This is a genomic window from Salinigranum halophilum (assembly GCF_007004735.1).
In the GTDB taxonomy this organism is placed as follows: domain Archaea; phylum Halobacteriota; class Halobacteria; order Halobacteriales; family Haloferacaceae; genus Salinigranum; species Salinigranum halophilum.
Genome location: NZ_ML660182.1, coordinates 515,644 through 542,036, shown reverse-complemented (window position 1 = coordinate 542,036; position 26,393 = coordinate 515,644). Strand labels below are relative to the sequence as shown.

General features: G+C 66.9%; 27 protein-coding genes and 2 pseudogenes. 11 read left to right on the top strand and 18 right to left on the bottom strand.

Annotation, left to right across the window (positions count from 1 at the left end):
• The first annotated feature begins 63 nt into the window (after window positions 1-63).
• The gene (locus E6N53_RS02850; RefSeq protein ID WP_142856718.1) at window positions 64-1,335 is read left to right on the top strand and encodes a DUF7405 family protein; all 1,272 of its coding nucleotides are present in this window, start codon (window positions 64-66) and stop codon (window positions 1,333-1,335) included.
• A gap of 76 nt (window positions 1,336-1,411) precedes the next feature.
• Here the strand turns inward: E6N53_RS02850 and E6N53_RS02845 are convergent, their stop codons facing one another.
• The 4 genes from E6N53_RS02845 to E6N53_RS02830 form a co-directional block, all read right to left on the bottom strand.
• Window positions 1,412-2,929, bottom strand: a complete 1,518-nt coding sequence (locus E6N53_RS02845) for an outer membrane protein assembly factor BamB family protein (RefSeq protein ID WP_142856716.1) — start codon at window positions 2,927-2,929, stop codon at window positions 1,412-1,414.
• A gap of 51 nt (window positions 2,930-2,980) precedes the next feature.
• Window positions 2,981-3,658 (bottom strand): cytochrome c biogenesis CcdA family protein, encoded by a 678-nt coding sequence (locus E6N53_RS02840; protein ID WP_142856715.1) that lies wholly within the window; start codon window positions 3,656-3,658, stop codon window positions 2,981-2,983.
• Window positions 3,658-4,170 (bottom strand): TlpA family protein disulfide reductase, encoded by a 513-nt coding sequence (locus tag E6N53_RS02835; protein ID WP_142856714.1) that lies wholly within the window; start codon window positions 4,168-4,170, stop codon window positions 3,658-3,660. Before E6N53_RS02835 ends, E6N53_RS02840 begins: the two co-directional genes overlap by 1 nt.
• 113 nt (window positions 4,171-4,283) lie before the next feature.
• The gene (locus E6N53_RS02830; RefSeq protein ID WP_142856713.1) at window positions 4,284-4,931 is read right to left on the bottom strand and encodes a DsbA family protein; all 648 of its coding nucleotides are present in this window, start codon (window positions 4,929-4,931) and stop codon (window positions 4,284-4,286) included.
• 83 nt (window positions 4,932-5,014) lie between these two features.
• On the opposite strand from E6N53_RS02830, the gene E6N53_RS02825 reads away from it, so the two are divergent.
• Complete coding sequence (locus E6N53_RS02825) at window positions 5,015-5,371, top strand: 2Fe-2S iron-sulfur cluster-binding protein (protein WP_142856712.1); 357 nt, start codon at window positions 5,015-5,017, stop codon at window positions 5,369-5,371.
• Window positions 5,372-5,374: 3 nt separating this feature from the next.
• Here E6N53_RS02825 and E6N53_RS02820 read toward each other — a convergent pair whose 3' ends face one another.
• The 3 genes from E6N53_RS02820 to E6N53_RS02810 form a co-directional block, all read right to left on the bottom strand.
• Entirely contained in the window at window positions 5,375-5,569 is a 195-nt protein-coding gene (locus E6N53_RS02820; RefSeq protein WP_142856711.1) for a hypothetical protein, read from the bottom strand.
• Window positions 5,570-5,594: 25 nt separating this feature from the next.
• Window positions 5,595-6,152 (bottom strand): NUDIX domain-containing protein, encoded by a 558-nt coding sequence (locus tag E6N53_RS02815; protein ID WP_142856710.1) that lies wholly within the window; start codon window positions 6,150-6,152, stop codon window positions 5,595-5,597.
• A 94-nt stretch (window positions 6,153-6,246) separates the two neighbouring features.
• Window positions 6,247-6,726, bottom strand: coding sequence for a dihydrofolate reductase (locus E6N53_RS02810; RefSeq protein WP_142856709.1), 480 nt, complete (start codon window positions 6,724-6,726; stop codon window positions 6,247-6,249).
• A gap of 108 nt (window positions 6,727-6,834) precedes the next feature.
• Here E6N53_RS02810 and E6N53_RS02805 point away from each other — a divergent pair, with 108 nt between their 5' ends.
• The 3 genes from E6N53_RS02805 to E6N53_RS02795 all read left to right on the top strand — a co-directional run bounded on the left by E6N53_RS02805 (window position 6,835) and on the right by E6N53_RS02795 (window position 8,865).
• Window positions 6,835-7,026 (top strand): DUF1918 domain-containing protein, encoded by a 192-nt coding sequence (locus E6N53_RS02805; RefSeq protein WP_136588919.1) that lies wholly within the window; start codon window positions 6,835-6,837, stop codon window positions 7,024-7,026.
• A 2-nt stretch (window positions 7,027-7,028) separates the two neighbouring features.
• Window positions 7,029-7,481, top strand: a complete 453-nt coding sequence (locus E6N53_RS02800) for an RNA-binding protein (RefSeq protein ID WP_136588918.1) — start codon at window positions 7,029-7,031, stop codon at window positions 7,479-7,481.
• Between the two features lie 232 nt (window positions 7,482-7,713).
• Entirely contained in the window at window positions 7,714-8,865 is a 1,152-nt protein-coding gene (locus tag E6N53_RS02795) for a mechanosensitive ion channel family protein (protein WP_142857252.1), read from the top strand.
• A gap of 1 nt (window position 8,866) precedes the next feature.
• Here the strand turns inward: E6N53_RS02795 and E6N53_RS02790 are convergent, their stop codons facing one another.
• Complete coding sequence (locus E6N53_RS02790) at window positions 8,867-9,091, bottom strand: hypothetical protein (protein ID WP_142856708.1); 225 nt, start codon at window positions 9,089-9,091, stop codon at window positions 8,867-8,869.
• Window positions 9,092-9,401: 310 nt separating this feature from the next.
• On the opposite strand from E6N53_RS02790, the gene E6N53_RS02785 reads away from it, so the two are divergent.
• Window positions 9,402-10,958, top strand: coding sequence for a hypothetical protein (locus E6N53_RS02785; protein WP_142856707.1), 1,557 nt, complete (start codon window positions 9,402-9,404; stop codon window positions 10,956-10,958).
• Between the two features lie 10 nt (window positions 10,959-10,968).
• On the opposite strand, the gene E6N53_RS02780 is transcribed toward E6N53_RS02785, so the two are convergent.
• Window positions 10,969-11,448: a chemotaxis protein CheW gene (locus E6N53_RS02780; protein WP_136588915.1), complete on the bottom strand. Its 480-nt coding sequence runs from the start codon at window positions 11,446-11,448 to the stop codon at window positions 10,969-10,971.
• A 216-nt stretch (window positions 11,449-11,664) separates the two neighbouring features.
• Here E6N53_RS02780 and cheB point away from each other — a divergent pair, with 216 nt between their 5' ends.
• From cheB to E6N53_RS02760, 4 genes are read left to right on the top strand one after another with little or no spacing between them, the layout of a single operon-like run.
• Window positions 11,665-12,750, top strand: coding sequence for a chemotaxis-specific protein-glutamate methyltransferase CheB (gene cheB / locus E6N53_RS02775; RefSeq protein ID WP_136588914.1), 1,086 nt, complete (start codon window positions 11,665-11,667; stop codon window positions 12,748-12,750).
• A gap of 1 nt (window position 12,751) precedes the next feature.
• Window positions 12,752-14,947: a chemotaxis protein CheA gene (locus tag E6N53_RS02770; RefSeq protein WP_142856706.1), complete on the top strand. Its 2,196-nt coding sequence runs from the start codon at window positions 12,752-12,754 to the stop codon at window positions 14,945-14,947.
• On the top strand, window positions 14,947-15,756 hold the full coding sequence (locus E6N53_RS02765; RefSeq protein WP_136588912.1) for a CheR family methyltransferase: 810 nt from the start codon (window positions 14,947-14,949) through the stop codon (window positions 15,754-15,756). The genes E6N53_RS02770 and E6N53_RS02765 overlap by 1 nt, the downstream gene beginning before the upstream one ends.
• A gap of 1 nt (window position 15,757) precedes the next feature.
• On the top strand, window positions 15,758-16,621 hold the full coding sequence (locus E6N53_RS02760; RefSeq protein WP_136602353.1) for a CheF family chemotaxis protein: 864 nt from the start codon (window positions 15,758-15,760) through the stop codon (window positions 16,619-16,621).
• Between the two features lie 94 nt (window positions 16,622-16,715).
• On the opposite strand, the gene E6N53_RS02755 is transcribed toward E6N53_RS02760, so the two are convergent.
• The 8 genes and pseudogenes from E6N53_RS02755 to E6N53_RS02725 form a co-directional block, all read right to left on the bottom strand.
• Entirely contained in the window at window positions 16,716-17,756 is a 1,041-nt protein-coding gene (locus E6N53_RS02755) for a CheF family chemotaxis protein (RefSeq protein WP_142856705.1), read from the bottom strand.
• Window positions 17,753-19,414, bottom strand: coding sequence for an archaellar assembly protein FlaJ (gene flaJ / locus E6N53_RS02750; protein WP_394344742.1), 1,662 nt, complete (start codon window positions 19,412-19,414; stop codon window positions 17,753-17,755). The genes E6N53_RS02755 and flaJ overlap by 4 nt, the downstream gene beginning before the upstream one ends.
• Before the next feature lie 84 nt (window positions 19,415-19,498).
• A pseudogene (locus E6N53_RS02745) lies at window positions 19,499-20,725 on the bottom strand (type II/IV secretion system ATPase subunit); the annotation flags it as partial.
• 74 nt (window positions 20,726-20,799) lie between these two features.
• Window positions 20,800-21,181 (bottom strand): annotated as a pseudogene (locus tag E6N53_RS21590) (type II/IV secretion system ATPase subunit); the annotation flags it as partial.
• On the bottom strand, window positions 21,181-21,930 hold the full coding sequence (locus E6N53_RS02740) for an archaellum protein ArlH (RefSeq protein WP_136588907.1): 750 nt from the start codon (window positions 21,928-21,930) through the stop codon (window positions 21,181-21,183). The pseudogene E6N53_RS21590 and the gene E6N53_RS02740, both read right to left, overlap by 1 nt.
• A 1-nt stretch (window position 21,931) precedes the next feature.
• Complete coding sequence (locus E6N53_RS02735; protein WP_136588906.1) at window positions 21,932-22,381, bottom strand: archaellum stator protein ArlG; 450 nt, start codon at window positions 22,379-22,381, stop codon at window positions 21,932-21,934.
• A 1-nt stretch (window position 22,382) separates the two neighbouring features.
• On the bottom strand, window positions 22,383-22,817 hold the full coding sequence (locus E6N53_RS02730; RefSeq protein WP_136588905.1) for an archaellum stator protein ArlF: 435 nt from the start codon (window positions 22,815-22,817) through the stop codon (window positions 22,383-22,385).
• Window positions 22,801-24,468, bottom strand: a complete 1,668-nt coding sequence (locus tag E6N53_RS02725) for a FlaD/FlaE family flagellar protein (protein WP_236642297.1) — start codon at window positions 24,466-24,468, stop codon at window positions 22,801-22,803. The genes E6N53_RS02730 and E6N53_RS02725 overlap by 17 nt, the downstream gene beginning before the upstream one ends.
• 300 nt (window positions 24,469-24,768) lie before the next feature.
• On the opposite strand from E6N53_RS02725, the gene E6N53_RS02720 reads away from it, so the two are divergent.
• On the top strand, window positions 24,769-25,518 hold the full coding sequence (locus tag E6N53_RS02720) for an RAD55 family ATPase (RefSeq protein WP_136588904.1): 750 nt from the start codon (window positions 24,769-24,771) through the stop codon (window positions 25,516-25,518).
• 302 nt (window positions 25,519-25,820) lie between these two features.
• On the opposite strand, the gene E6N53_RS02715 is transcribed toward E6N53_RS02720, so the two are convergent.
• Complete coding sequence (locus E6N53_RS02715) at window positions 25,821-26,390, bottom strand: archaellin/type IV pilin N-terminal domain-containing protein (RefSeq protein WP_142856702.1); 570 nt, start codon at window positions 26,388-26,390, stop codon at window positions 25,821-25,823.
• Between the last annotated feature and the right edge of the window lie 3 nt (window positions 26,391-26,393).

The window sequence follows — 26,393 nt, the reverse complement described above, 5'->3', positions numbered from 1 at the left end:
GTCCCCTTCCCGCGGCTCCGGAATCGACGACAACGGTTTATTTTTCGGGTCCGTACGCTGGTCGTGTTCGACCGCGACCTGTCCCGGCGGGACGCACTGAAGCTCGCGGTGGCGACGGGCGGGGCGACGGCGCTCTCGGCCTGTCTCTCCGAGGCCGACGAACCGGTGCCCCGCGGGAGCCCCTCCGACGACCTCCCCACGGGACAGCACCGCTGGAACGACTTCCTCGCGACCGACGACGCCGGGAACCACGAACTCCCGCGACACCACGTGTTCCTCTCGCTCTCGCTCGGCCGTGACGGAGCGCCGACCCGGGCCGACCGCGCCGTCGTCGAGTCGGCGATGGGGACGCTCGACCGCGCCTACGAGTGGAGTCACGAGGGCGTCCTCTCCTCGCTGGCGTACACGCCGGCGTACTTCGCGCGCTACGACGCCGAACTCCGGTATCCACTGCCCGACCCCCGCCCACTCTCCTCGTTCGAGACGCCCGAACTCGACACCCAGGACGCCCTTTTGCACCTCGCTTCGGACCGGCCCGACGCGTTGCTCGAGGCGGAACAGGCGCTGGTGGGCGAACGGGACGCCATGAACGGTCTCGACGTCGAGACGCCCCTCTCGGACGCCCTCTCGGTGGTCGGCCGGCGCACGGGCTTCATGGGTGCGGGGATGCCCGCCGAGCGACAGGGCGAGGTCTCGGGCATCCCACGTGGGGGTCCCGTCCCGGCGGAATCGCCGCTTTTCATGGGCTTCAAGGCCGGCTTCCGGCGGAATCAGGCGACCGAGGCCGCCGTCAGCATCGAGGACGGACCGTTCGCCGGCGGGACGACCAAACACCTCTCGACTATCCGACAGCGACTCGACGACTGGTACGAGGAACAGGACTTCGAAGAACAGGTGATGGAGATGTTCTCCCCCCTGCACGCCGAGCGGGGCCTCGTCGAGGGGACGGGAGAGAACCTTGGCGACTTCAGCGGCGTCGACGAGGAGGTCGTCTCGACCATCCGCGAGCAGGCGCGCGAGTACGGACGGGTCGGCCACGCCCAGAAGGCCGCCCGCGCCAACCGCGACTCCGACGGGCGACCGCTGCTGCTCAGGCGGCACGTCGAGTCGACGGACGACGGCGAGGCGAGCCTGCATTTCCCCACCCTCCAGCGGGATATCGCGTCGTTCGAGGCGGTGAGAGAGGCGATGAACGGAGCCGACCTGACCGACGTTCCCACCATCCGCCAGCGCGTCAACAACGGCATCCTCGAGTACATCTTCGTCATCCGCCGGGGCAACTACCTCGTCCCGCCACGGCCGCTCCGGGCGTTGCCGACGCCGACCGGCGCGTGACCGAGCGCCCGTTCCACCCTCTCGAGTGGAGACGTCGACCCATCGCGCCTCTCGACAGCGCCGAGCGAGCCAGACGTCAGAAGTCCAGGGCGACGACGGTCCCGTCGGCGTAGACGACGACGGCGTCGTCGTCACCGTCGCCGTCGACGTCTCCGAGCGTGGCTCGCCCGAAGAGGCGGTCGATACCGGCGTCCGTCTCCGCGGGCGTCGCCGGCCGTTCGTATCGCGCCTGGACGGTGCCGTCGGCGGGGTCGAGTTTCGTGACACTGCCGTCGTGGGCGGGGACGACGAGGTCGGGAGCGTCGTCGCCGTCGGTGTCACCGAGCGAGGGCGGCGGCATCATCTGCACCGCCTCGTCGGTGACGCGCGTCGTCCACTCCACCTCGCCGCTCGCCGCGTCGAGCGCGCGGACGGTCCCGCTGTTGTCGGCGACGTACACCTCGCTGGCCCCGTCGCCGTCGCCGTCACCGAACCCGCCGACGGAGGCGAGTGACCCGACGTCGCGGGACCACTCCACCTCGCCGGTCGCGCCGTCGACGGCGTAGACGCCCCCGTCGACCGTCGCCACCCACAGTTCGAGCGCCGGGTCGTCGTCGGCCTGCCCCGATGCGACCCACGAGACGGCGGGGTCGTCGCCGACGCCGACGGCCCACTCGACGGACTCCGCGTCGCCCGTTGCGCCGTCGACGCCACCCACCGAGGGCGCGAGGAGCGTGAGCGTCCCGTCGCGCTGGGCGACGAACACCTCGGTGTCGCCGTCGGCGTCGACGTCGGCGACGACGGGACGCGCCCAGACGTAGTCGTCCAGCGCGTGCTCCCACCTCGGCGTGCCCGCGGTGTCGAACGCGGTGACGGTCCCACGGACGTCGACGACGACCGTCTCGGGCGCGGCGGTTCCGCCGAGGTCGGCGACGACCGGGCGCGTGTAGCCGTAGTCGGCGAGCGCGCTTCGTCGGAGGAGGTCACCCTCCTGGCTGTAGACGCGGAGGTCGTCGGCGGTGGTGGCGACGAGGACCTCGTCCGTCCCGTCGCCGTCGGCGTCCGCGACGGCGGGGTCGGCGACGGCGTGGATGGTACACTCGTCGACGGGCGCGCGCCACACCACGCCGCCGTCGGAGCTGTGGAGAGAGACCAGCTCACACCCCTGGTCTGTTCCGGGGCCACTCAGCGGGGCGTACACACGCCCCTCGGTAACGGCCGGGGCGTGGTGGTTACCACCGATTTCCCGGTCGGTGTCGCTCGTCCACAGCGGCGTCTCGGTCGTTGCCCCGCCGGGAAGTCCGACCCCGGTCGTGCCGACGCCGGCGACGAGCACGCCCCCCGCGAGGAGGGCGACCGCGACCGCGCCGACACTGCGCGGGACGCCCGACTCGCAGACGGTGCGGGCGACGAGGAGGACCCCGACCGCGGCGAGGGCGAGTCCGGCGGCGACGCCGGCCCAGGCGGGGACTGCCGCGAACGGTGACGGGTCGGCCGTCGCCGCCCGGCCGTGTGCGGCGACGGGGGCCGAAAGCGCGAGCAGTGCGGTGGCGACGGCGAGCAGCGCGACGACGAGCCGTGTGGTCGCGGCCGTCGTCAGCCGACTGCGGTGCATAGCTCGAGAAGGGACAGCGTCGGTAAAACGGGGTCGGTTCCCGCCGGCGGCTCAGACCCAGCCGAGGTACGACAGCGACAGGCCGATCTGTGCGAGGCCGGCGACGACCATGACGACGGCAGCGACCTGCTGGATGGTGCCAACGTGTCGGGAGACGCCGCTGAGGGCGTCGCTGCCGACGGCAGAGAGGAGCGTCACGCCCAGGAGTGGGAGCGACACCGACGCGGCGTAGACGCCGACGACGGTGACCGCCTGTTCCGTCGGGAGCGTGAGCGCCTGCGTCACGACGCCGAAGACGATGGGAAGCACGCAGCCGGCGGCGGCGACGGCGTAGACGCCGCCGAAGAACACGAAGCCCAGAATGGACGACCGGTGTTCCGGAAGGAGCAAGTGGACGCTGGGTGCTCGTCCGAGGAGGACAGCGAGCCCGAAGAGGGCGAGCCCGACGCCGACCGCCGGCTCGAGGAAGGCGAGGTTCGACACGACGCGCGTCCCGAGCGAGACGAGCGCCCCACCCACGACAGCGAGGACTGCCAGCGCACCGGCCGTCGCAGCGCCACCGCGGACGACGGCCCCCCCGAGGTCGGCTTCTTCCCGACTCAGATAGTAGCCGACGTACCCCGGCAAGAGCGGGTACGCACACGGGGCGAAGAACGTCGCCACCCCCGCGCTGAGGGCGAATGCGAGGGTGCCCGTGAAGGCCGCATCCACCTGGAGCGCGGCAGCCATCAGACGACGGCCCCGAGAGCCTCGCGGAGCTGGGACTCGCTCGCTACGCCTCGGTGCGTCCAGACCACCTCGCCCGAGGCGTCGGCGAGGGCGAGAAACGGGAGGCCGCCCGCCCCGAGTTCGCTCATGAGTCGACTCTCGGGATCGTGACCGACGGTCCAGCGGCCGTCGTGGTCGACCCACCACTGCCGGATGTCCTCGGCGTCGAGTCCGCCGCCGAACCGCTCGTTCGTCACGGAGACGAACGCCACGCGGTCGCCGAACGATTCGTAGACGGGGACGAGGCTCCGCATCTGCGCCTCACAGGGGACACACCACGTCGCGAAGAGGTCGACGAGTGTCGGCCGCCCCGGAGCCGGAATCCGCTGGCTCCCGGCCGCCGACCCGGGGGCATCGAGGGTGTCGACGGTGACTGCATCGCGTTCGCCCCCGAGACCGGTGACCGCGACGTAGCCTGCACCGCCGGTCAGCGTGAGGCCGCCGAGCGCGGCGAGGACCTGTCGTCGGTTCATCGCGTCACCCCGCTATCGGCGATGTGAGTCATCGCCCCGGGGTTCGGCCGCTGGGCATAAATGCCACGCGTTGTCGTGCGCTCCGCACGCCACCGGCCGTGTTCGGGGCCGGCTCAGGACTGCGCGCCCTCGACGGCCGAGCGGACGGCATCGAACGTCGGGTTCACCTCCCGGCCGTTCACGAACACCGTCGGCGTCCCCTGGACGCCAATGTCGAGACCGCGCTGGCGGTCGGCCTCCAAGACGGGACGATACCGGTCGTTCGCGGCGGCGGCGCGGACGTCGCACCCGTCCGCACCGACGTCGTTCGCCAGCGACTCGACGAGCGACATCGAGTACGACCCCTGGTTCTCGAAGAGCGACTTCGCGTACGCGAAGAACGTCTCGTCGTCAGTCGAGTCCTGAACCGCCCGGGCGGCACCCGCGGCCGCCCACGACCACTGCTGGCTCACCGGGATGGGGAGGTCGTGGTGCTCGTAGCGGACGTCCCCGCCGACGAGGTCGCGCTCGATAGCGGGGAACTCCTCGAGGTGGTACGTCTGACAGTGCGGACAGGAGAAGTCCTCGAAGGCCATGACCGTCACGCTGGCGTCCTCCGGGCCGAGTGCGGGGGTCGGAAGCGACTCGACCGTCGGGCGTGCGGAGAGGTCACAGTCGGTGTCGCTACTGCCGCCGGACCCGGTCACGGAGCCGAGACAACCGGCCGTCGCAGCGAGCGTCGCGCCGGCCCCGGTGAGGAGGGCGCGTCGAGTGGTGTGCATACCGGAGATGAGGCAGCAGGGATACTTAGGCGACGTGGTAAGAGGGCCAACACCGATTTGTACACTCCGTCCGTTCCGAGCGTATGCCGACTGTCCGGTTCCGCGCCCGCGAGTTCGACTGTGCCCACGGCGCCGTCCTCAGAGACGTCCTCCTCGCCGGGGACGAGACGCCACACAACGGCGCGTCGGGGTCGCTGAACTGCCGCGGCCTCGGCTCCTGTGGGACGTGTGCGGTTTCGGTTTCGGGCCCCGTCTCCGACAGCACGCGGCGGGAGCGACTGCGACTGCGGGTCCCGCCGCACGACCCGGCGTCCGGCCTCCGACTCGCCTGTCAGACCCGAGTCCTCGGTGACGTCACCGTCGAGAAACACGCGGGGTTCTGGGGGCAACACGTCGACGACGAGGACGATGGTGTGGACGGAGACGACGACGGCGAGTAGTGCTCAGCGGTCGCGCTGTGGGGCGTGGACGACCGGTATCGTGGACCCACACGCCGTGCAGGGTTCCTCGGAGACCGTTCTGCCGGCGCGGGTCGGCTCGTCGCCGTCCGGTTCTGCGGTCACGAACCGATGGCCGTCGGGGAGCGAGACGTAGGTCGAGACACCGCACGCGGGACAGGTGACGGAGACGAGTGGCACGGGCGGGGTGACGTCGACGTGGCAGTTATACGCACTGGTCGTACCACGCGAGGAGTTCCGCTCGGCTCCTGGTGTCTGCGGGGAGCGCGTCGACCGGGAACCACTGCGCGTCGCTTATCTCGCCGTCGGGGTCGGAGACGGTCGGGTCTGTCCCCGGGGCGACGGCCGCGAACACGGGGAGGACACCCCACATGGTGTGTTCACCGCACCGGATATCGAAGCGAGTCGTCATCGCCAGTCCGTCGTACGTGGCTTCGACGCCGGCTTCCTCGAGCAGTTCGCGCTCGGCCGCCGCGCGGTACGACTCGCCGGACTCCACCTCGCCGCCGGGGACGACCCACCGGTCGACGCCCTCGTGACGGACGAGGAGGAGCCGGTCGTCGTCGCGGACGACAGTGTGCGAGCCGAACGGCGCGCCTGACTGCCGCGTCCGGTTGGCGAGGGTGCGGAAGTACGACCGCGAGACGCGGCGGGAGCGGTTCCACTCCAAGAACCCCGCGTAATCGTCACGCAGGCGGTAGTACGCGGCCTCCGCTCGTCTCGTCGCCTGGTCGGCCAAGAACCAGAGCGTGCTCGTCGTCACGGCTGCACCTCGACCACGGACACGAACACAGACACGAACAGGCGACACATGCGCTTCAACTTAGATGATGGCGAACTTAAACGTTCGGCGGTAGTCAGTCCGAGCGGACCCACTCTTCGAGCGTGAACCCCTCGTATGCGGTCTCCGCCGCGAGCGTCCACGCCGACTCGTCGAACTGCGGATAGTGGGTGTCGCCGGGGTACGTGCCAGGCACGCGGCTCAGGAACATCCGGTCGAGGTGCGGCTGGAACAGGTCGTAGATGCCGGCACCGCCGATGACGTAGGCGGTTTCGGCGCCCGTCTCGGCGGCGCGTTCGATTGCCTCGTCGACGTCGGCGGCGTGGACGGCGGTGTCGACGTCGAACGACCGGGTCGAACGACTGAGGACGATCTGTCGCTCGCCGGGGAGGTCGTCGAGCATCGACTCGAACGTCCGTCGCCCGAGGATGACGGGGGAATCAGCGATACGTGCGCGGTACTGTTTCTTGTCGGCCGGGATGCTCGGCCACGGCAGTTCGCCGTCCTTCCCGATGACGTGGTCGTCGGTGAGCGCAGCGACGGAGACGAGTTCCATACCGGTGGTAGTCACCGGGTGGGCCAAAGCCCTTCGTTCCCCGTCGGCTCGACGGCCACACGTCACCGTATCACCGAGTTTTTATTCGGGCCACGCCGAGGAGTTGGTATGAGCTTCGAGAAAGACGATACAGTCGTGCTGAACGACAAACACAGCGAGTTCGACGGCCAAGAGGGGACGGTGACACAGGTCATGGAGACGATGTTCGGCGACGCGACCTACACCGTGAGCTTCGAGGACGGACAGGAGACGGGCGTGCCCGAGGACCAGCTCGAAGCGGCCGAGGAAGACGACGCGTAACCGTGGCTCGCGTCCCGTTCCACTACATCGACCTCCGGGCGTTCTCCTACGAGACGGAGGACGAAGCGCGGGTCGAAGCGGCGCTTCGGACGTTCCTCCCGGAGGAGTTCGAGGTGGAGCGGGCAGAGAGCCGTGGGCACCACGGCGACCGAATCGTCGTCCGCTCGGCACGCGTCGAGCGCGCGGACGACGTCCGACACGTCCTCGCGCAGGTCGGGGCGGCGCCCGAGTACGACCGCATCTTCGACGAACTCGACGACCGCATCACCGACAACTGCGAGCTGTTCCTCCGATTCGACAAGCAGGCGGCGTTCCGCGGTGAGGTCCGCCTCGGGAGCGGCATCACCTTCCGCGCGAAGGTCGAGGCGTACCCTGCAAAGCGCGAGGCGGCGCTGGCGAACGCCCGTGAGACACTCGAGGCCGTCCGGGGCGCGGACGACGTCGAGAGCGACTGAGGGGCGACGGGGCGACTTCTCGCGAACAGGCGGCACAGTGCCGACACGGGACGAGGTGCCACACGACCGCTGAGCGTCCCGTGGCTCGTATCAGGTCACGGGCCGCGGGTGGGGTCGTCTTCGTTCATACACGTTCGGGACGCCGTCGATTCCCGTACCGCCGCTCTATCCGGTGTTCGGCGGTGTGAACGAGGCGAAAACGGTTAGTCAGTCGGCGTTCATGATTGGGTTCGTGTTAGATGCGGTAACCCGGCTCCTCGACGGACTGACGGCGTGGCAAGCGACGCTCGTCGTCCTCGCGCTCTCGGTCGGGGGAGCGTTCGTCGTCGAGATGGTCGTCATCCGTGGGGCGTCTCGCCTCGTGAAGCGGACGGACACGCAGTTCGACAACATCTTCGTGCGGAACGTCCGGTGGCCGCTCGTCATCTCGGTCGGCCTCGCGGGCATCTACGTGTTGACCCGGACCCCGGCCGTCGTCGACAGCACGCTCGTCACCGCCGACCAGTTGAACACCTTCTTCGGGCGGCCGTCGCTCGTCGTCATCATCGTCACGTGGGCGTGGGCGCTCAACACCCTCGTCACCGAAGCGGTCGAGGAGGTGAAAGAGCGGGGGAGTCGGTTCGACTTCGCACCCGTCTTCTCGAACGTCTGGACGCTCGTCGTCGCCGTCGGCACCGGTGCCGCGCTCCTTCGACTGTACGACATCGACATCACGCCGCTCCTCGGTGCCGCCGGCGTCGCCGGCATCGCCGTCGGCTTCGCCGCGAAGGACACCGTCGCCAACTTCTTCGGTGGCATCGCGCTGTACTTCGACGACACGTACAAGATCGGCGACTACATCGTGCTCGACTCCGGCGAGGCCGGAACGGTCGTCGAGGTCGGGATTCGTTCGACCACGCTCATGACACGCGACGAGGTGCTCGTGACCGTTCCGAACTCGGCGTTGAACGCCGCGAAGATCATCAACGAGTCGGCCCCTCAGCGTCGTCGCCGTATCCGAGTACCGATCGGGGTCGCCTACGGCACCGACGTCGACGCGTTCGAGACCCTCGTCACCGAGATCGCCCAGGAAGAACCGCTCGTCCTCGAGTCGCCGAAACCACGGATGCGCTTCCGTCGGTTCGGCGATTCGGCGCTGGAGTACGAACTCCTCTGTTGGGTGGCGAGTCCGACCCGCCGCGCCCGCGCGACGCACGAACTCAACCGGGCCATCTACAAGGAACTCACCGCCAGTGGCATCGAAATCCCGTACCCGAAGCGGGACCTCACGGTCACCAACACGCCGGGTGGGACAGACAACCCGGTGACTCCGACGGCACCGTTCGACGGCGAGGCCGGTGACGGCGTGCCGAGCGAGACCGACGGCGGACGCGAAGAACGGTAGCTCAGCCGAGTTGGGCGAGCGCGAGGAGGACGGTCGGTGCGACGACGAGCACCAGCCCACCCGCGATGAGAAGCGCAGGGAGAACCAGGAGACCCATCTCGGTGAACAGCCAGAGCCCGACCCCGGCCACGACGGCGAGGAGGCCGACGACGCGGAGGAGCCAGGTGACGGCACCCTCGAGTTCCGACTCGGCGACGAGTTCGGCGGCTTCGAGTGCTTCGTCCATCTCGGTCGGCGGTCGTCGCTCCAGGGACTTGTTTCGTTTGGAACGGGGACGAACCAAACGAGACGACCGAGGCGGAAGACCTGTTACCCGCGGCCACACAGCACGGATATGGTCGTCGACACGCTCGTCTCGACGTTCGGACCGTTTCTCATCCCCGTCGCACTGTTCGGTCTGGGTCTCGTCGGCTACCTTCTGCTCGTCGCTGTGAGCCGGTATCGTGGCGCGTGAGCCGAGGGTGCGATATCAGTGTCGTTGACTTTCAGTAGTTCCGTAAAAAGTTTGATACATCTCCGTCGAATCCGGCTACTCGATGGCGTACGATGCAGGACGGACAGCGGCGTCGATACGCGGGCCAGTGCTCGCCGTCCTCGCCACGAGTGCGCTCCTCGTGCGTCTCCCATGGGGACGTGCCGGTCTCTCGACCGAGGACGTCCCCCTCGTCGGCGCGTTGCTCGGCTGGCTGGAACCCACACAGCCGTTGCTGTCGCCGGTCGGCGTCGGCCTCGAGTTCCTTCTCATCTGGGTGGTCGCCTTCCTCGTGCTCCCCGAGTTGTATCCCGAGCGCGCTCGTGGGCTGACCGCGGCGCTCCCGTTCCGGGTCGGCGTGGCCACACTCACGACGGTGACGGCGGCGCTCGCGCGGTTCGTCGTCGCCGGGCGGGTCCCGGCCGTCGCGTTCGCTGGAGTCGTCGTCGCGACGGTCGTCGTCACCGTCGTCGCGACCTCGTGGACGAACGACTGGGCGTTCACGACGCCGTACGTCAGCCCCGCGTTCGCAGTGCTCTCGTCGTTCGTCCCGACGAACCGACTCACCGACTTCGCCGCGCTCTTTCAGACCGCGACGGTCGACCCGCGCGCACGAGTGGGTCTCCAGGCGGTGTTCGGCCTCGTCACGGCCGGGTTCGTCCTCGTGACCGGGACACTCGCGGCGCTTCCGACGCTCGTGTTCCCCGCGCTCGAACTGCTCGTTCTCGGAGGGCTCGCCGCCGTCGCCGGGCGACGACTGTTCGCACACCTGCCGCCGATGTGGCGGCTCCGATGGCGGCGGTCGACCCGGCGTGTCCGGCGACTGGGGTGGCTCGTCCGAAGCCTCCTCACCTCGCTTCGGGGGATGGCGGCGACGCTCCTCGTCACCTCCGGCTTCCTCCTCGGCAGTAGCGTGACCGTTCTCGCCGTCGCGGTCGCCGCCTCGGCTGTCCGGCGCGCCGTCGCGTTCGGCGCGACGCTCTCGCTGTCGCCCTGGGGCGTCCTCACGGAGGGAGTCGTCGTCGTCGCGCTGTTGGTGTACGCGGCGACCGTCGGACACTTCTGGACGCGTGCGGCGCGGTGGCTTCCGACGTTCGCCGAGGCGGGTCGGCAGGCGGGAGCCGAACCATCGCGGCTCGACCGACCGCCGGGCGTCCTCGTCCCGCAGGCGCTCGCGCTCGTGGCCGCGGTGTTCGTCCTCTATCCCGGGTCGGCCCCCGGGTCGAGCCCGGTCGTGCCGCTCGTCGCGATGGTGGGGCTGACGGCACTGTCCCTTGCACCGCGCCGCCTGCTCGAAGCCCCGCCGTTCGATAGCGTGACGACGCGTCTCCCCCGCGTTCCGGACCGCCTCGCGCTCCCGACGGCGTTCGTCGTCCAGTGGCTCGGGACGTCGCTCGCGCTCGTCGCGTTACCCGGGACGGGCGTCGCGTCCATCGCGCCGACGACGGTGTTCGTCCTCGTGGTCGCGCTGGGTGGGTACTTCGCGGCCGCCGTCCGGGCGAAGGTCGCACAGCACCGCCAGAGCGAGGTCGACCTCGTCTCTCTCGTCGTGCTCACCGCGGCGGCCGCGGCGCTCGTCTGGGTCACGGAGGAGGCGGTTCGCGGTGTGCTGTTCGGCTGATCGCGCCGGCTCACCCCAGCGCCGCGACGGGTGAGATCCAGATGACGAGTTCGTCGTCACGTTTGATGATTCCCTCGATGGACGGGTCGTTGTCGAGCGGCGGCTTCTCCACGTCGTTCATCGACACACGGACGACCTGGTACACCTCGTCGACGACCCAGCCGATGGCGGCGTCGTCTTCGAAGCCACCGGAGTCGAAGATGATAATCCGCTTGGCCTCGCTCTCCTCGCGGATGTTCAGCAGGCTCTTCGGGTTGACGATGGAGGTGGTCCGCCCGCGGAGGTCCATCACGCCGTCGACGTAGTGGGGCGCGTTCGGGACCGTGGTGAGCGAGCCCTTGTCGACGATCTCGGAGACGTAGTCGATGTCGACGCAGTACGTCTCGGAACCGAGTTTGAACTCAAGCACCTGAATCTCCGTCGCGCTCTCTGCCTCCTCGTGGTCGTGCGCCGCGGGCTGGGGGTTCGTCGGGGTCTTCTGGGAGTGCATGGGTCTGGCTGTCTGACGCGTCGGCGCGCCTGTTATCGCAGCGGTCGGTGAGTCGCTACCTAAACCTACCCCTAGCGTTATCACAACTGATTGTCGCCGAGGTGTGTTTATGTAGCGTATCGTCGAAGCACGGACAGAGATGCGAATCGGACCGTCACGCCGAGCGCTCCCGCATGGGAGCGGCCGGCACACTGGACGCGCTGTCGAGAGGTGTCGATGAGCGTGGCTGCGGGGACGACGCGGGCGGTGGTCGTCGACGACTCGCGGTTCATGCGGACGCTCATCACGAAACTCCTCGAAGACGGCGGAATCGACGTCGTCGCCGACGCCGAAGACGGTGTCGCGGCCGTCGATGTCGTCGCCGAACACGACCCGGACGTGGTGACGATGGACATCGAGATGCCGCGAAAGAACGGAATCGAGGCCGTCGAGGAGATCATGTCGACCCGCCCGACGCCCGTACTGATGCTGTCGGCGCACGCCGAGGAGAACGCCGACGTGACGTTCGAGGCGCTCGACCGTGGGGCCGTCGACTTCGTCACGAAGCCGGGTGGCGAGGTCACCTCGGAGATGCCGCGGGTCAAGCGCGAACTGGTCGACAAGGTCCGGTCGGCCGCTGCCGTCGACCTCACGGCCCGAGAGCGGACGGCCGCGCCGACGCAAGTGACACGGACACCGTCGGCAGCGGGCCCGGCGGGCGGTGCTGTCGCCCCCGGGTCGCTCCCCGACGGCGGGACGGTCATCATCGGTGCGTCGACGGGCGGGCCGAACGTGGTCGAGGAGGTGCTCACCGGCCTCCCACGGGAGGCGGGGCTCCGCATCCTCGTCGTCCAGCACATGCCGGAGGGGTTCACCGGTCGGTTCGCGAAGCGCCTCGACGGTCGCTGCGGCTACGAGGTCCGCGAAGCGCAGGATGGCGAGCGAATCGGACCAGGCCAGGCCCGGGTCGCACCGGGCGGTTCGCACCTGTTCGTCGACGACGACAGAGCCGACAGACTCCGGCTTCGACTCCGCGGCGGCGACCGCCTCCACGGCGTCAAGCCGGCCATCGACCACACCATGTCGTCGGCCGCCGACGTGGTCCGCGGCCCGCTCACGACGGTGCTGCTCACCGGGATGGGACGCGACGGCGTCGACGGCATGGGGGCGGTCAAGCGCGCGGGCGGGGCGACCATCGCACAGGACGAGCGGACGTCGGCGATTTTCGGGATGCCGAAGCGAGCAATCGAGGCGGGACACACCGACGAGGTCCTCCCCGCCCACGGTGTCGCGGAGGGGATCTTGCACACACTGAGGAGCTAACATGGACGAAGAACTCTACCAGGCGTTTATCACTGAAAGCGAAGAGAGCATCACGCAACTCAACAACTCGTTGCTCACGCTGGAGTCGAACCCCGAGGACGACGAGGCCATCGACGACATCTTCCGGCGTGCCCACACGCTGAAGGGGAACTTCGGCGCGATGGGGTTCGACGCGGCGGCGACCGTCGCCCACGCCGTCGAGGACCTCCTCGACGAGGTCAGGCAGGGCGGCCTCGACGTCACCCCCGAGCGGATGGACCTCGTCTTCGACGGCGTCGACCTCATCGTCGACATCCTCCACGACATCGAGAAGAACGGCGAGACGAGCATCGACCCCGAGGCGACAGTCACGGCGCTCCGGGCGGCGGCCGAAGGCGACGGTCGTGACGACGGGGAGACGACACTCGGCGTGGACGACGGGAGCGACGGGACCGAGGTGGACGAGGCGGCCCCACCCGACGCTGTCGACGACATCGAGGAGGTCGGTGGCATGGAGGACTTGGTCGACGACGACGTCCCGGCCGAGCGGGCCGAACACATCGATACGGCCAGAGAGACCATCCCAGCCGAGGAACTCGCGGGGTACGACAGCCTCTACCACCTCGACGTCACGCTCACGACGGGCGAGATGAAGAGCGTCGACGCGGGAATCTTCCTCGACGGCATCCCCGACGACGTCGCGGTCGTCGGCGCGAGTCCCTCGCTCGAGGCGGTCAGAGAGGGCGCGTTCGACGACCGTGTCGAACTGTTCGTCGCGGACGCCGCCGACGGCGAGGCGGTCGAAGAGACGTTCGACGACCTGTGGGCCGTCTCCGGCTGTGTCGTCACAGACGTCTCGACGGCCATCACCCGAGCCGGCGGGTCACTCGGCGACGGTGATGGGGACGGCGGGGACGAACCGACTGACGTGGCCGACACGGCGACCGGTGCCGACGGCGGGGCGGGCGGGGACGCCGAAGCGTCGGAGGAGACGGACGCCGGGCAGGAGCGTCGCATCGCGGAGGTGAAGTCCGTCCGCGTGGACGTCGACCAACTCGACGAACTGCACGAACTGGTCGAACAGCTCGTCACCTCCCGTATCAAGCTCCGACAGGCCATCGGCGAGGAACAGACGAACGGCGTCGACACGCTCGACGAACTGGACAAGATCTCTTCGAACCTCCAGAACACGGTGATGGACATGCGGCTCATCCCGCTGAAGAAAGTGTTCGACAAGTTCCCGCGGCTCGTGCGCGACCTCGCGCGCGGACAGGACAAGCGCGTCGACTTCCGCGTCGAAGGGGCGGATATCGAGCTCGACCGAACCATCCTCGACGAGATATCCGACCCGCTGATGCACGTCCTCCGGAACGCCGTCGACCACGGCATCGAACCGCCCGAAGAGCGGGTCGAAGCCGAAAAGCCCGAACAGGGCGTCGTCACCCTGTCGGCTCGCCGCGAACACGACACCGTCGTCATCGAGGTGTCCGACGACGGCGGCGGCCTCGACGTCGACCGCATCCGCGAGAAGGCCGTCTCGAAAGGCGTCACGTCCGCCGAGGCCATCTCGGCGCTCCCCGACGAGGAGGTGTTCGACTACATCTTCCACCCCGGTTTCTCGACGAACGAACAGATCACCGACGTCTCGGGACGGGGTGTCGGGATGGACGTCGTGAAGACGACCGTCGAGGCGCTCGACGGTTCGGTGTCGGTCGACTCCGCGCTCGGCGACGGCACGACGTTCAAGATCCGACTCCCCGTCTCGGTGGCCATCATCAAGGTGCTGTTCGTGCTGGTCGGCGACCGACAGTTCGGCGTCCCCATCAAGTACATCGACGAGGTGGCTCGACAGACCCGCGTCGACACCATCAACGGCGACGAGGTGGTCGTCCACGACGACCGGGTGTACCCGCTCATCCGCCTACGCGATGCCCTCGGCATACGAGCGGAGCGGCCGGAGGCGGGCATGGTCGTCCGCATCCGTCCGCAGGACCGACAGGTCGCGCTGTGGTGTGACGGCGTCACCCGGCAGGAGGAGGTCGTCGTGACCCCGCTGCAGGGGCCGCTCTCGAACTCGGAGGGGCTCTCCGGCACGGCCGTCATCGGCGACGGGAACGTCATCCCCATCCTCGACATCGGGACGCTCGACGGCCCCGACACGGGTGGTACCTCGCGGACGTACACCGAACTGGCCGCCGACGGTGGGAGGGCAGACTGATGGCCACCGCCAGGGGCCGCGGCTTCGACCGCCTCCTCGCGTACATCGAAGAGTCGATGGGCTTCGCCACCTCGATGTACAACGACGCGTACCTCGACCGACGCATCTCGGCACGGATGCGCCGGAACGACACCGAGGAGTACCGCACGTACCAGCGCCTGCTCGAATCCGACGACGACGAGAAGCAGGCGCTGCTCGACACGCTGAGCGTCAACGTCACCTCCTTTTTTCGCAACCCCGACGTGTGGGAGGCGCTCCGGCCGGTGCTTCGCGACCTCACGGCCTCGGGCCGCACGACGGTGTGGAGCGCGGCCTGTTCGGACGGCCGCGAGGCGTACTCGCTAGCGATGCTCGCACACGACGACCCCCAGGTTCGCGAAGACCGGGTGCGCATCGTCGGAACGGACATCAAGCGCGAGATCCTCCGGAAGGCCGACCGCGGCGAGTACCACGCCTCCGAGACGAACGACCTGGAGGAGCAACTCGCACCCATCGGCGATTACGAGCGGTACATCGACCGAGACGGGGATTCGTACCGCGTCTCGCGGGCGGTGCGGCGGATGGTCGACTTCCGTCGGCACGACCTCATCAGGCAGTCCCCGCCCGACGAGTTCGACCTCATCCTGTGTCGGAACCTGTTCATCTACGTCGATTCGGACGCCAAACGCGCCGTGTTCGAGACGCTCGGCTCCGGCCTCCGGCCCGACGGCTACCTCACCATCGGGATGACGGAGACCGTCCCCGCCGACTGCCGGTCGTGGTTCGAGCCGGTCGAGAAGCGCCTTCGGATCTACCGAAACGCACGTTGACATGAAACGGGGTGAGTACAAACTGTCCGACACGCACGGACGGTTCCTGCGAGCCGAAAAGAACGGCCACGAGATCCACGACGCCACGTGGGCGAGCGGTCGCATCCTCCTGTCGAACAGACGACTCATCCTGGCGGGCAACGGTGGCAAGCAGACGATTCCGCTGTCGGCAATCGAGGGACTGGAGGGGCGGGTCGACGTCAACCAGGAGGTCGCGAGCGTCTCGGAGTACCTCTCGGTTCGCATCCCCAGCGGCGTCATCCTCGTCGCCCCGAAGGAGTTCGAGGAGTTCGAACAGGAGTTCTACGGGGCGGTGTTGAACGAGGGGACGTTCCTCGCCCGCCACCCGGCCGTCGAGGGCGGCGTCGTCCAGAACACGGAGTGGGAGCGCTCCCGGTTGAAGGTCGAACCGGAGGCGGTGAGCATGGCCACCGTGAGCGGTACGTTCGTCGAGATTCGGCTCGACGACATCGGCGATATCACGACGGGGCGACGAACCATCATCGACGACAGCCGGCTCGTCGTCGAGGTCGAACACTCCGACGAGGAGACGAGCGTTCAGACGTACATCGCGGGGTCGGACCGGCAGATGTCGTTCCTCGAGTCGCTCCTCCGCAAGGGCGAAGAGCAGTCGGAGGTGTCGCTCGAACTCTCGGAGACCGACAAGCAGGTCCTCACGGCGCTGTACTCCGGTGTCTCGCCGTTCGACATCCCTTCGTTTCTCGGTGTCGACGTCGACGAGGTCGAAGAGCTCTACGTCCGGCTCATCGACCACGACGTCCTCAACGAGGTGCGTATCAGACACGAGGTGACGCTCAACGCCCGCGGGCGGAGCATCGCGAGCGACGTCATCTCCGACCAGTAACGAGCGCGCGGACGACACGTTGTCCTTTTTCGTTCGTTCCACCCCTCCGAGCCGCACGGCTCCACGAGCGAGAATCAGCCCGAGCGCGTCGCGGTCAGAAGTTGATGTCCTCGAACCGCTCGTTGATGAGGAACTGCCCCTGCGGCGTGAGGTCGTGTGGTGGTTCGACGCTCTCGATGAGTCCGTCGTCGGACAGCGACTCGAGGTGGGCCGTGAGCTCTGCCGCTTCGAGCCCGAGCATCGGGGCGAGGTCGACCTCGCCACCCACCCCTGCCATCGAGTAGATACCGACGAGCACCTCCAGGGCGTCCTCGCTCACGTCGAGGTTCCGGACGTCGGAGACGAGGTAGTGATACATCTGTCGGAGGTAGCGGCCGAGGATGTTCATCTTCCGCCGCGACCCCATCGACACCTCCGTCGTGACGGTCTGTTCTTGAGTGACGTGCTGGACCGAGAGGACGAGGCGTCTCTCCTCGAGGACCGTCCGCTCGAGCACCTCGAAGAAGACGATGTTTCCGAGGTCGATGCGGAACACCTCGTCGCTGAGCGTCAGCTCTTCGGTTCCGGGGAACGAGACGGAGTCGGTGTCGAGTCGCAGCCCCACCTCACGGACGGGCTCGTCCTGGAACCGGCCGCCGACCTTCGCCGGGTGTTTGAGGGCGACGACGGAGCCGCGGAGGGTCGCCCGGTAGAGGAGGACGGAGAACTTCTCGATGGTCTCGCGGTCGCCGCCGACCACGGTCGTCCGGCGGACGCCGTTGACGACGTAGCCGACCAGGACGGTGTGGTCGAAGAACTCCTCGACCTCCGGAGGGACTTGGCCGACGGCGACGTCGAACACCGAGGTGAGCGGGACGACCGTCTTCGAGTCCGACGTCGCGAGGATGAGTCGTCGGTCGCTCATCAGGACGCGCCCCTTGAGGGGTTCGAAGGTCCCCGAGCCGCCGGCGACGAAGTTCGCGACGAAGTCGACGATGATCGTCTCACCGGACTTCGTCCGCTTGAGGTTCTGCCGGGCCTGCTTCTCCTGCTGGACGGCCTCCGTCGCGGCCTGCTGTTTCCGTTGGCTCTCCGTCGTCTCCGCAGCCGTGGCCGAGTCCGAGTCCGTGTTCGATGTCTGTGGGGCGTCGCTCATACGGAGATCAGTGCTCCCGCGAGGTGTGAGGTCACGACGGCCAGGATGCTCCCGATCCACGCCAGCGCGACGAAGTGGAGGTAGGAGTTCGCCTTGTGACCACCGTCGACGACGCGGATCATCAGCGAGGACAACAGCGCGTTGAACAGGATGATGAGCGTCAGGAGGTACTCGATTGTCGGGACGTCGTAGACGCCGGCGTGGATGATCGTCCCGACGTTCGTCCCGGTCAGGTCCATCTGCGCGGAGATGTCGACGAGGATTTCGACGACTTCCAGCCCGATGAAGAAGGCGAACGCGGCCGACGCCGTGATGCCGTAGAGGACACCGATGAGCGTCACGGTCGCCTGCTGTCGCTGTCGGCGGAGCTGAAGCACCTCGTTCATGTTCCGGCTGATGAGTTCGCCGAGCTGTTTCGGACTCCCCCCCATCTGCCGTCCGACGAGGTACATCTCGGAGAACTTCTGGATGAGATACGACCCGCTCTCGGCGGTGAAGTAGAACCACGCCCGCGTGGGCTCGATGCGCATCTTCAGCCGGGTGTACAGCCGGTTCACGTCGGCCGAGAGGGTGCCGAAGTCCTTCTTCCGGAGCGTCTGCAACACCGCCGACGTCGTCGCCTGCTTCGCGCTCTCGGAGGAGCCGAGCGCGCGGATGAACCCGGGGAACTCGCCGTCTCGCCCCTTGATGGAGTTCTCCTGACGCCGAGCGAGGATGCCGGGGATCGCGAGCGGAGTCAACGGCGCTGCCATCAAGATGGGGATAGGCACGCCGACGAGGACCCCGCGCATCGCCTGTCCGACGGGAGTGACCCCGAGCGTCCCCAGCGCGAGCGCGAGGATGAGGATGAACGACAGCCCCACCGCGCCGTAGAGGCTGATGTCGACCTGCCGGACGGGTTTCGTGCGGTACTCGTCCTGGAGATACCACAGCGGGTCGTACGGCGACATCGTCCGCATGACGAAGTAAAAGCCCAGCTGGACGAAGACGAACATGATGATGACCGCGAGGATGGTCATCGTGGCGTCCATCCCCGTGAGGATGGGGAGGACGATGGCGTTGATGAGCGCGAACGTCATCGAGAGGATCATCGAGAGGTAGAGGTCCTTCATGACCTCGATGTTCTCCAGTGCGCCCTCGTAGACGGTGATGTACGACTGGATCATCGCCTCCTGCTCGCCGAGGAGGAAGTCGTCGATGCCCTGGCCGGCGTTTAACGAGTACGCGAGGCGGTCGAGGAAGTCAGCCATCGGCTTCGACGGCACCTCCCGGGCCCGGCGCTTGCACGCGTCGTCGAGCGACTGGTTCCACGTGTCGACGAGTTGGACGATGCGGTTCATCTCTGTCGCGAGTTCGCCGTACTCTCGCTCGCGTGAGAGCGCACGGAAGACCTCGACCCGGTCGATGTTCGTCGTCGACAGCACGGTCATGTGCGTGATGAGGAGGTGGAGTTGGTTCTCGAGGCCGCGGCGCTGTTGTTCGACGAGGAGCCGCGGGTAGAGGACCGCCGTCGCCATCAAGAGCATTCCGAGGAAGAATATCGGGAGCCGAACCAAAAGCGGGAGCGGGAGCACGACCGCCGCGACTGTCAACAGGAGGAAGAACAGCACGGCCGGAGAGACGACCAAGAGGAGGTACCGTTCGATCTGCATCGGCATCCGCTGGTACGACTCCCAGACGGAGTCGGTGAACTCTTTGAGCCGAGCCGTCCCAGTCGCGACGTTCGTGTTCTGTCCCATCTGTCATCGTCTCACGGAGGCCATATCGAAGGGGAGACCTTCCACCCCGTCCCGCTGGAAGTCCTGGATGACCTCGTTCACGTCGTGGTACCCGACGATGTTCTCCTGGATGGAGCGCCTGATGATCTCCGCGCGATACTCGATGTCCTCGTATATCTGCCGGGTGTCGGAGTAGCCGAGCAGCGAGGCGACCTTCTCCTCCATGATGTACGAGTTGTTCATCCCCTGGAAGACGATCTCGTCCTCGACGGGGTCCCAGTAGAACACCTCGCGGGTGACGACGCCACCCATCTCTTTGGAGTACCCTTCGATTTCGACGACGCTCGTCACGCGACGGAGGATGTCGTCACCCCGCCGAACACGGTTCTGGAAGAGTGCGATGTCGGCGTTGTCCATGAACGTCTCAGGGATATTGATGGGGTCGCCGGTGAACCGCTGGATCATCGAGACGATGTCGCTCGCGTGGAAGGTGAGGATGACCGGGTGGCCCGTCTGGGCGGCCTGGAACGCCATCCGTCCCTCCTCGCCACGGACCTCGCCCACGATGATGTAGTCCGGCCGCGAGCGGAGCGCCGCCGCGACCAGGTCGAACATGTCCACCTCGGAGTCCGCGCCGCGCCCTTCGCGGGTGAGCAGTTGCTGCCACGTGTTGTGCGGCGGCAGCACCTCGGCAGTGTCCTCTGCGGTGTATATCTTCGAATCCTGGGGGATGAACGACAGCATCGCGTTCAGCGTCGTCGTCTTCCCCGACGCGGTCTCGCCGACGACGAACACCGTTCGCTCGTTCTCCAGCGCGACCCACAGATACGCGGCGAGCTGCGGCGAGAGCGTCCCCCACTTCGTGATCTGGAAGATAGAGAGCGGGACGTCCTCGCTCTGGCGGATGGTGAGCGAGGAGCCCTTCAGCGAGATGTCGTCGGAGTAGATGATGTTGATACGGGAACCGTCCGGCAGCGTCGAGTCGACGATGGGGTGGGCGTCGGAGACGGGGTCACCGATGCGCTCGCCCATGTTCCGGAGCCAGTTGTCGAACGACTCGGGTGAGTCCCACTCGACCGTCGTCTCCAAGAGGCCGTAGGTCCCGTGGTCGACGTCGACCTGGGTGGGCCCGATGACGTGAATGTCCTCGTTCTCCGGGTCGCGCATGATGGGTTCGAGCGGACCGAGACCGACGATGTCGCGGACGAGACGGTACCGCATCTTCTCGTACGTCGTCTCCGAGACGTTGATGCGTCCGAGCTCCAGCCGCGATTTCAGCTGCTGGAGCGACGTCTGTTCCTCCTCGGGAATCGGCTCGCGGACGTTCACCACTTCGTCGAGGAGCGACTCGATACGCTCCTCGTAGTCGGTGTCGGACTCCGGTGCGGGCTGGTGGACGCTGTACTCGAGAATCTTGTCCTTGACGTCGGCGAAGACCGCCCGTTCGGCCTCGTCGAGTTCCGGTTCGATGGTGTAGTACTTCGTATCCTCGCCGATGTTGCCGTACACCTGGACGAAGACCGGGCCGCCGAGCGGGTAGAGCACGTTCGGGCGTCGCGACTCGTAGTCGCCGGGTTCGTCGACGAGCAAGGGGTACTCGCCCGTAATCTTCTTGAACCGTTTGAGGTGATCCCGGAGGTGGTCCCAGCGCATGGCGTGCCGTTTGAGTTCCTCCGAGAGCTGCGCCGAGCCGTGCTCTGTCGCCATCAGGCCACACTCCTCGACTCGATGACGATGCCGATGCCGGACCGAACCGAGAAGCCGATGCGGTCACCGACCTGTTCGCCCATCCCCGCGAAGCGTTTGACGAAGATGTTCCGCCGGACGTCGTTGCCGACCTCGACCATCTCGAGTTGGATGAAGACGTCGGCGATAGAGCGGAACGGCCCCATCGTCTCGTCGTCGACGGTGGTCGGGTCGACGGTGAGGATAATCGTCTTCCCCCGGGAGGTGATCTCGCGGAAGAACGAGATGATCTCCAGGGCTGCCTGTCGCTCCTCGTTGTTTCGGACGAGCGCCTCGAACTGGGGGTCGTTGCGGAGGATGGCGTCGAACGTGTCGATGATGATGACGTCGCCGTTCCACAGCGCCTCGGCCTCCATCAGCCGCCGGAGCAGTTCCTTCCGGTCCCGCTGTTGACCGCTGAGGACCCCGCCCGAGTCGAGTTCCGCGTGGATGTAGAGGATCTCCTCGTTCAACAGCGGCTTGACCATCGGGTACTCCAGCGAGTGCATCTGATCGAGGAAGCCCCGGACGCTGAGTTCCGTCGAGACGAGCGTGACCGTGATGTCCTCGTCGGTGAAGCCGTAGCTCAGCCGCTGCGAGAGGACGCTCTTTCCGGCACCGTACTCGCCCTCCATGAGGACGATCGCACCGCGTGGGATACCGCCGCCGAGTTCCTCTCTGAGGCGGTCGTGACCGTCGAGTCCGATCGGAAATTGGGTTGAGTCAGTCATATCATGAGGTCCTGAATTCGAAGGTCTCCTCGTCGGTGTCGACGACGAGTTTCACGCGGTGGTCGCCGGCGGACAGCGTGACGCCGGTGGCGACGACCCGAACCACGGCGTTCGGCGTCCACTCGTCGCTGCTGACCACGGAGACGGAGACGGCGGTCTGGTATCGTCCGTCGACGAAGAGGTCGACGGTGCGGGCGTCCGCCGAGAGGGTCCGAACCCCGGTGTTCTTCACGTAGAGGGTGAGCGTGTCGTTCGTCTCGTCGTACACCCCCGCCTCCGGGTCGGAGATGATCTCGGCGTCCGTCTTGATGGACTTCGAGACGTCCCCGCCGCGGTCGTCGACGGCGTTCGAGATGCCGCTGACCGTGTCGATGAGTACTCCGGCGACGCCCGCCGCGATGACGATGCTCGCGATGAACAGGATGAGCGTGGGAACGGATATCTCCGCCATGTTACGTCACCGTGACGTCACTCGTGTCTGCGACTCCCTGTTCGGTGACGATCTTCACGCGTGTGGGCTCGGGTCGACTGAGGTTCAGCGTCATCGTCTCGCCGGGCTCCCAGAGGTCGGTCGTCGCGATTCCATCGACCGCTGCAGCCGTCGTCGGCTCGTACTCGTTGTCGACGAGCACCGTGGTCCCGTTCACCGAGAGCGTCGTCGCCCCCTCGTTCGAGACCGAGAGGCGGAGTGTTCCGGTCGTGCTGTTGTAGACCGCGCTCTGGACGGCGATTTCCGTGTTCCGGCGGTCGAGGAGGTGCTCTTGACGGTCGTCGCGGGCCTCGTCGACCTCCTCGAACGTCGCGGACGTCGTCGTGACCAGCGTCCCCCCGGCGATGAACAGGCCGAGGAAGATGATCGCCGTCGCTCCGCTAACGCCGAATCCCATCGTGGCTCCCTCCATCGGCGACGAGCGCGTCGAGCGCACCCGACTCGGGCGTTCGGTCGCCGAGTCGACTCACGTACGAGAGGCTCGTCTCGTGGTGTTTCGCGGTGAGTGAACCGTTCTGTGCGTCGTCTCGCGGGCTCGCGACAGAGCGCGCGTACGCGTCGAGAGTGCTTCTGACCTCGGGAGAGATCCAGCCGAAGTCCTCGTAGAGTCGGAGCGCACGCGACGCCCCGAGCGGCCCACCCGACGAGACGAGATACTGCATCCACTCCATCGCGACCGACTCGGCCACGTAGGTCGTCGGCAACGACGTGAGGTACGGACCGGACGCGGCTGCGCGCTCGGCACCCAGGCGCTCCCGTCCGACCCCGTCGTCGGTGTCGGGCGTCGTCGACGTGCGACCCTCCTCCGCACGTGCCGTCTCGTCGTCCGCGAGGAACATCTCGTCGTCAGTCACTACCTCGACCGAGTCGACGCTCACCTCGCGGTGTGTCTCGGATGCGGCCGACTCCGCTTCGTCGGTGTCTCCATCGGCATCGACCGGTTCGTCCGGGTCGGCTCCATCACCGTCGGCCGTCTCTGCCATCTCGTCCGCGTCCGCGCTCACGTCGACGTCCACAGCGACGTCGTCGTTGGTCTCGCCGGAGTCGGAGTCGGCCTCGTCTGACTGGGCTACGTCCGGCCCGTCGCCCTCGTCCGCCTCGGTCACGTCGTCGCTCGTGTCCTCCTCGGTCGCGTCGAGCGTCGTCTCCGTGTCGTCGTCGAGGTCCCCGGGGACGCCGTCAGCAGCTGCCGGCTCCGAGACCGCCTCGTCACCCGCTGGCTCGTCCCAGCCCTCGCTCTCGTCGTACTCCGCTTTGAGCTCGTCGAAGGAGACACCGCCGCCTCCGCCCGTGTCGTCGACGTCGGCCGGGCCGTCCGAGGCGTCCGCCACACTGTCGTCGTCGAGAAGCTCCGGCTGGTCGGCCTCTTCCTCGGCGAGTTCGTCCTCTGCGGCTTCCTCGGCTCGTGCCTCGCCTTCCTCCGAGTCGAGGTCGCCGAAGTCCTCGTCGAAGAAGCTCTCGGCGTCCGCGTTCACGACGTCCGGGTCGAGGTCGTCCTCGTCTTCCTCCTCGGACTCGAAGAGCCCGAACGCGCCGTCGCCGTGCTCGAGCCCGCCCATCTCCCGGGCGTCGTCGACGAACGGGTTGATGCCGCGCGTCACCATCTCGTAGATGTCGAGGAGCTTCCGGATGGTGTCGTCGAGGTCGTCCACCGTCTCCCCGATCTGTTTGTTCTCCTCGCGGACCGTGTTCATCGTCGAAGAGAGTCCGCCGAGCTCCGTCTCGAGCTCCCCGATTCGGTCTTCGAACTCGGCGAGCTTCTCGGCTGTCTTCCCACTCGCTTCGCCGCCAGCGTCTCCCATCGCTTCGTCGCCGAAGTCGTCGTCGAACCCCCCGTCGAAGTCGTCGAGGTCGTCGAACTCCTCAGCAGCCTCGTCGGTGTCAGGAGCGCCGTCACCGTCGAAGTCGTCGCCGAACTCATCGAAGTCGTCGTCGAAGTCGTCGAACTCGTCCATGTCGTTTCCTTCGTCTCCTCCGTCTCCTCCGTCTCCTCCGTCGGCGTCTCCGTCGCCGTCTTGGCCGTCGTTTACCCAGTCCATCATTCCCATACGGATCGCCTCCTGTGGGCCCGGCGGACGGCCCCGCTGTCCGGCCAGGACGTCGGGATGAGCGCCGTCTGCGAGCGTCCGGTAGCGCCAGACACCTGCTCAGATGGCGGGGGAAGAGAGCGCATTGATATTCAGGTAGCCATGAACGATACATGAAGCTTCCCACCCAGATATCGACCGTGATAATGCACGCCGGCGGGCGATTTTTGCCCCGCTCGAGGTGGTCGCGAACCCCCTCTCATCGGTGAGAAGAGTTATTGGGGATGGTTACGAGTTTTCACAGGTCCGAGGATATCTCAAATGCCTGAACTCGTCGAAACTGGAATCGAAGGACTCGATTCCATCCTCAACGGTGGCATCGTAAAGAACGCCGCAGTGCTCATCAGTGGCAACCCGGGGACCGGAAAGAGTATCCTCGGGATGCAGTACCTCTACAACGGCGTGAAAGACCACGGAGAGGGCGGTATCTATCTAACGTTCGAAGAATCGCAAGCCGACATCGAGGAGGCAGCACTCTCGATCGGGTTCGAGCAGTGGCCCGAGTTCGTCGAGAACGGAGACATCAAGGTCTACGACAAGCGCACGCTCCTGCGTGACGGTGACTTCTCGGGGACCCTCGACAGGATTCTCGACGACCTCACCTCGACGGATTACGACCGACTCGTCCTCGACTCCCTGACGATGTTCCAGCTCTTCTTCGAGGACGAGAAGGAACAGCGCCACTACCTCCTGAAGTTCATCGACATCCTCAAAGACTCGGGGCTGACGTCGCTTCTCACGACGGAGCAGTCGGCCATCTTCCCCGAGACCGAGATCGGCCTCGAGAACTTCCTCACCGACGGGAACATCTACCTGGTGCAGTCGCCCGCCGGTTCGACCTCGAACCGGTACGTCTGGGTGGCGAAGATGCGCAAACAGTCCATCAAGAACTCGATGTTCCCGATGGAGATCGGCCAGGGCGGCCTGAAAATCTACGAACAGGCGGCCGGCTTCTCGATGGTCGGCGAGAGCGCGCCGTTCTTCGGCGGCGGCGAACAGCCCGAACGCTGAACTGCGCGGTTCGCGACGCTTTCTCTCCCGTTCGACTGAGAACACGCCCGACTCACAGACCGAGAGCGACCGCCCCTCACGAGTGCTAGCGCCGACGCGACACGTGTCGGGGACTCAAGTGTTAGAACCCGTCACGGTCCTGTACGAGTACCTGTCCGGTGGTACGGATGAGAAGCCGACGACGGCCGGTGGATTCGGAGGACCAGTCCGTCGTGGACTCGGGACGGTGAGCGTGCCGCTGGTCGGAGCGAGTCTGATAAAAGGTGGTTCGCGTGCCGGTTCAGCGACGTCTCAGGACGGTCTCAGAGGAAGACCGTGTCGTCCTGGACGTTCTCGGGGATGGCCACCTCGACGCGGGTGGTGGCGCCCGATGACGTCGTGATGATGAGCGTCCCCTCGTCGCCAGCATTGAGCGCGTTCCCGCCGTTCAGCGACTCGATGTCAACCCAGAGGACGTACTTCGAGCTGTTGTTGATGATGAGATCGGTGACTGCAGTGCCAGCCGTGTTGTTAATCTCGACCTCGTTGGTGCCCGCGACAATCGTCTGTGCTTGCCCGTTCTCGCCGATCCACTGGACAGTGGCGGCGGACAGGTTAATATTGTCCGAACCAGACGCCTTACGAACGGTAATGTTGACGTCCGACGTTGAGCCATCGGAGACACCGGCGTACGCGTTGACGACGTCGAGCCGGTCACTCACTTCGCTCTGGGCTTGCTGTCCGGTCTGTTCTGCGCTCTCTTGGAGGAACCCGGCCGTGTTGACGAGTACACCGGCGGCAATCGCGGCGACCAGCACCATCGCGATGAACACGATGAGCGTGCCGATACCGACCTGACCGCGGTCCTCGTCGTTGAAGATGTTGAGCTCCATCGG

What these genes read in the sequence shown, in the direction of transcription:
- E6N53_RS02810 (WP_142856709.1), bottom strand. Translation starts at nt 6,726, where the DNA reads ATGGAACTCGTCTCCGTCGCTGCGCTCACCGACGACCACGTCATCGGG.
- E6N53_RS02770 (WP_142856706.1), top strand. Translation starts at nt 12,752, where the DNA reads ATGGACGAAGAACTCTACCAGGCGTTTATCACTGAAAGCGAAGAGAGC.
- E6N53_RS02715 (WP_142856702.1), bottom strand. Translation starts at nt 26,390, where the DNA reads ATGGAGCTCAACATCTTCAACGACGAGGACCGCGGTCAGGTCGGTATC.
- E6N53_RS02805 (WP_136588919.1), top strand. Translation starts at nt 6,835, where the DNA reads ATGAGCTTCGAGAAAGACGATACAGTCGTGCTGAACGACAAACACAGC.
- E6N53_RS02760 (WP_136602353.1), top strand. Translation starts at nt 15,758, where the DNA reads ATGAAACGGGGTGAGTACAAACTGTCCGACACGCACGGACGGTTCCTG.
- flaJ (WP_394344742.1), bottom strand. Translation starts at nt 19,414, where the DNA reads ATGCCGATGCAGATCGAACGGTACCTCCTCTTGGTCGTCTCTCCGGCC.
- E6N53_RS02720 (WP_136588904.1), top strand. Translation starts at nt 24,769, where the DNA reads ATGCCTGAACTCGTCGAAACTGGAATCGAAGGACTCGATTCCATCCTC.
- E6N53_RS02840 (WP_142856715.1), bottom strand. Translation starts at nt 3,658, where the DNA reads ATGGCTGCCGCGCTCCAGGTGGATGCGGCCTTCACGGGCACCCTCGCA.
- E6N53_RS02730 (WP_136588905.1), bottom strand. Translation starts at nt 22,817, where the DNA reads ATGGGATTCGGCGTTAGCGGAGCGACGGCGATCATCTTCCTCGGCCTG.
- E6N53_RS02845 (WP_142856716.1), bottom strand. Translation starts at nt 2,929, where the DNA reads ATGCACCGCAGTCGGCTGACGACGGCCGCGACCACACGGCTCGTCGTC.
- E6N53_RS02785 (WP_142856707.1), top strand. Translation starts at nt 9,402, where the DNA reads ATGGCGTACGATGCAGGACGGACAGCGGCGTCGATACGCGGGCCAGTG.
- E6N53_RS02725 (WP_236642297.1), bottom strand. Translation starts at nt 24,468, where the DNA reads ATGGGAATGATGGACTGGGTAAACGACGGCCAAGACGGCGACGGAGAC.
- E6N53_RS02735 (WP_136588906.1), bottom strand. Translation starts at nt 22,381, where the DNA reads ATGGCGGAGATATCCGTTCCCACGCTCATCCTGTTCATCGCGAGCATC.
- E6N53_RS02830 (WP_142856713.1), bottom strand. Translation starts at nt 4,931, where the DNA reads ATGCACACCACTCGACGCGCCCTCCTCACCGGGGCCGGCGCGACGCTC.
- cheB (WP_136588914.1), top strand. Translation starts at nt 11,665, where the DNA reads ATGAGCGTGGCTGCGGGGACGACGCGGGCGGTGGTCGTCGACGACTCG.
- E6N53_RS02765 (WP_136588912.1), top strand. Translation starts at nt 14,947, where the DNA reads ATGGCCACCGCCAGGGGCCGCGGCTTCGACCGCCTCCTCGCGTACATC.
- E6N53_RS02740 (WP_136588907.1), bottom strand. Translation starts at nt 21,930, where the DNA reads ATGACTGACTCAACCCAATTTCCGATCGGACTCGACGGTCACGACCGC.
- E6N53_RS02755 (WP_142856705.1), bottom strand. Translation starts at nt 17,756, where the DNA reads ATGAGCGACGCCCCACAGACATCGAACACGGACTCGGACTCGGCCACG.
- E6N53_RS02835 (WP_142856714.1), bottom strand. Translation starts at nt 4,170, where the DNA reads ATGAACCGACGACAGGTCCTCGCCGCGCTCGGCGGCCTCACGCTGACC.
- E6N53_RS02790 (WP_142856708.1), bottom strand. Translation starts at nt 9,091, where the DNA reads ATGGACGAAGCACTCGAAGCCGCCGAACTCGTCGCCGAGTCGGAACTC.
- E6N53_RS02825 (WP_142856712.1), top strand. Translation starts at nt 5,015, where the DNA reads ATGCCGACTGTCCGGTTCCGCGCCCGCGAGTTCGACTGTGCCCACGGC.
- E6N53_RS02780 (WP_136588915.1), bottom strand. Translation starts at nt 11,448, where the DNA reads ATGCACTCCCAGAAGACCCCGACGAACCCCCAGCCCGCGGCGCACGAC.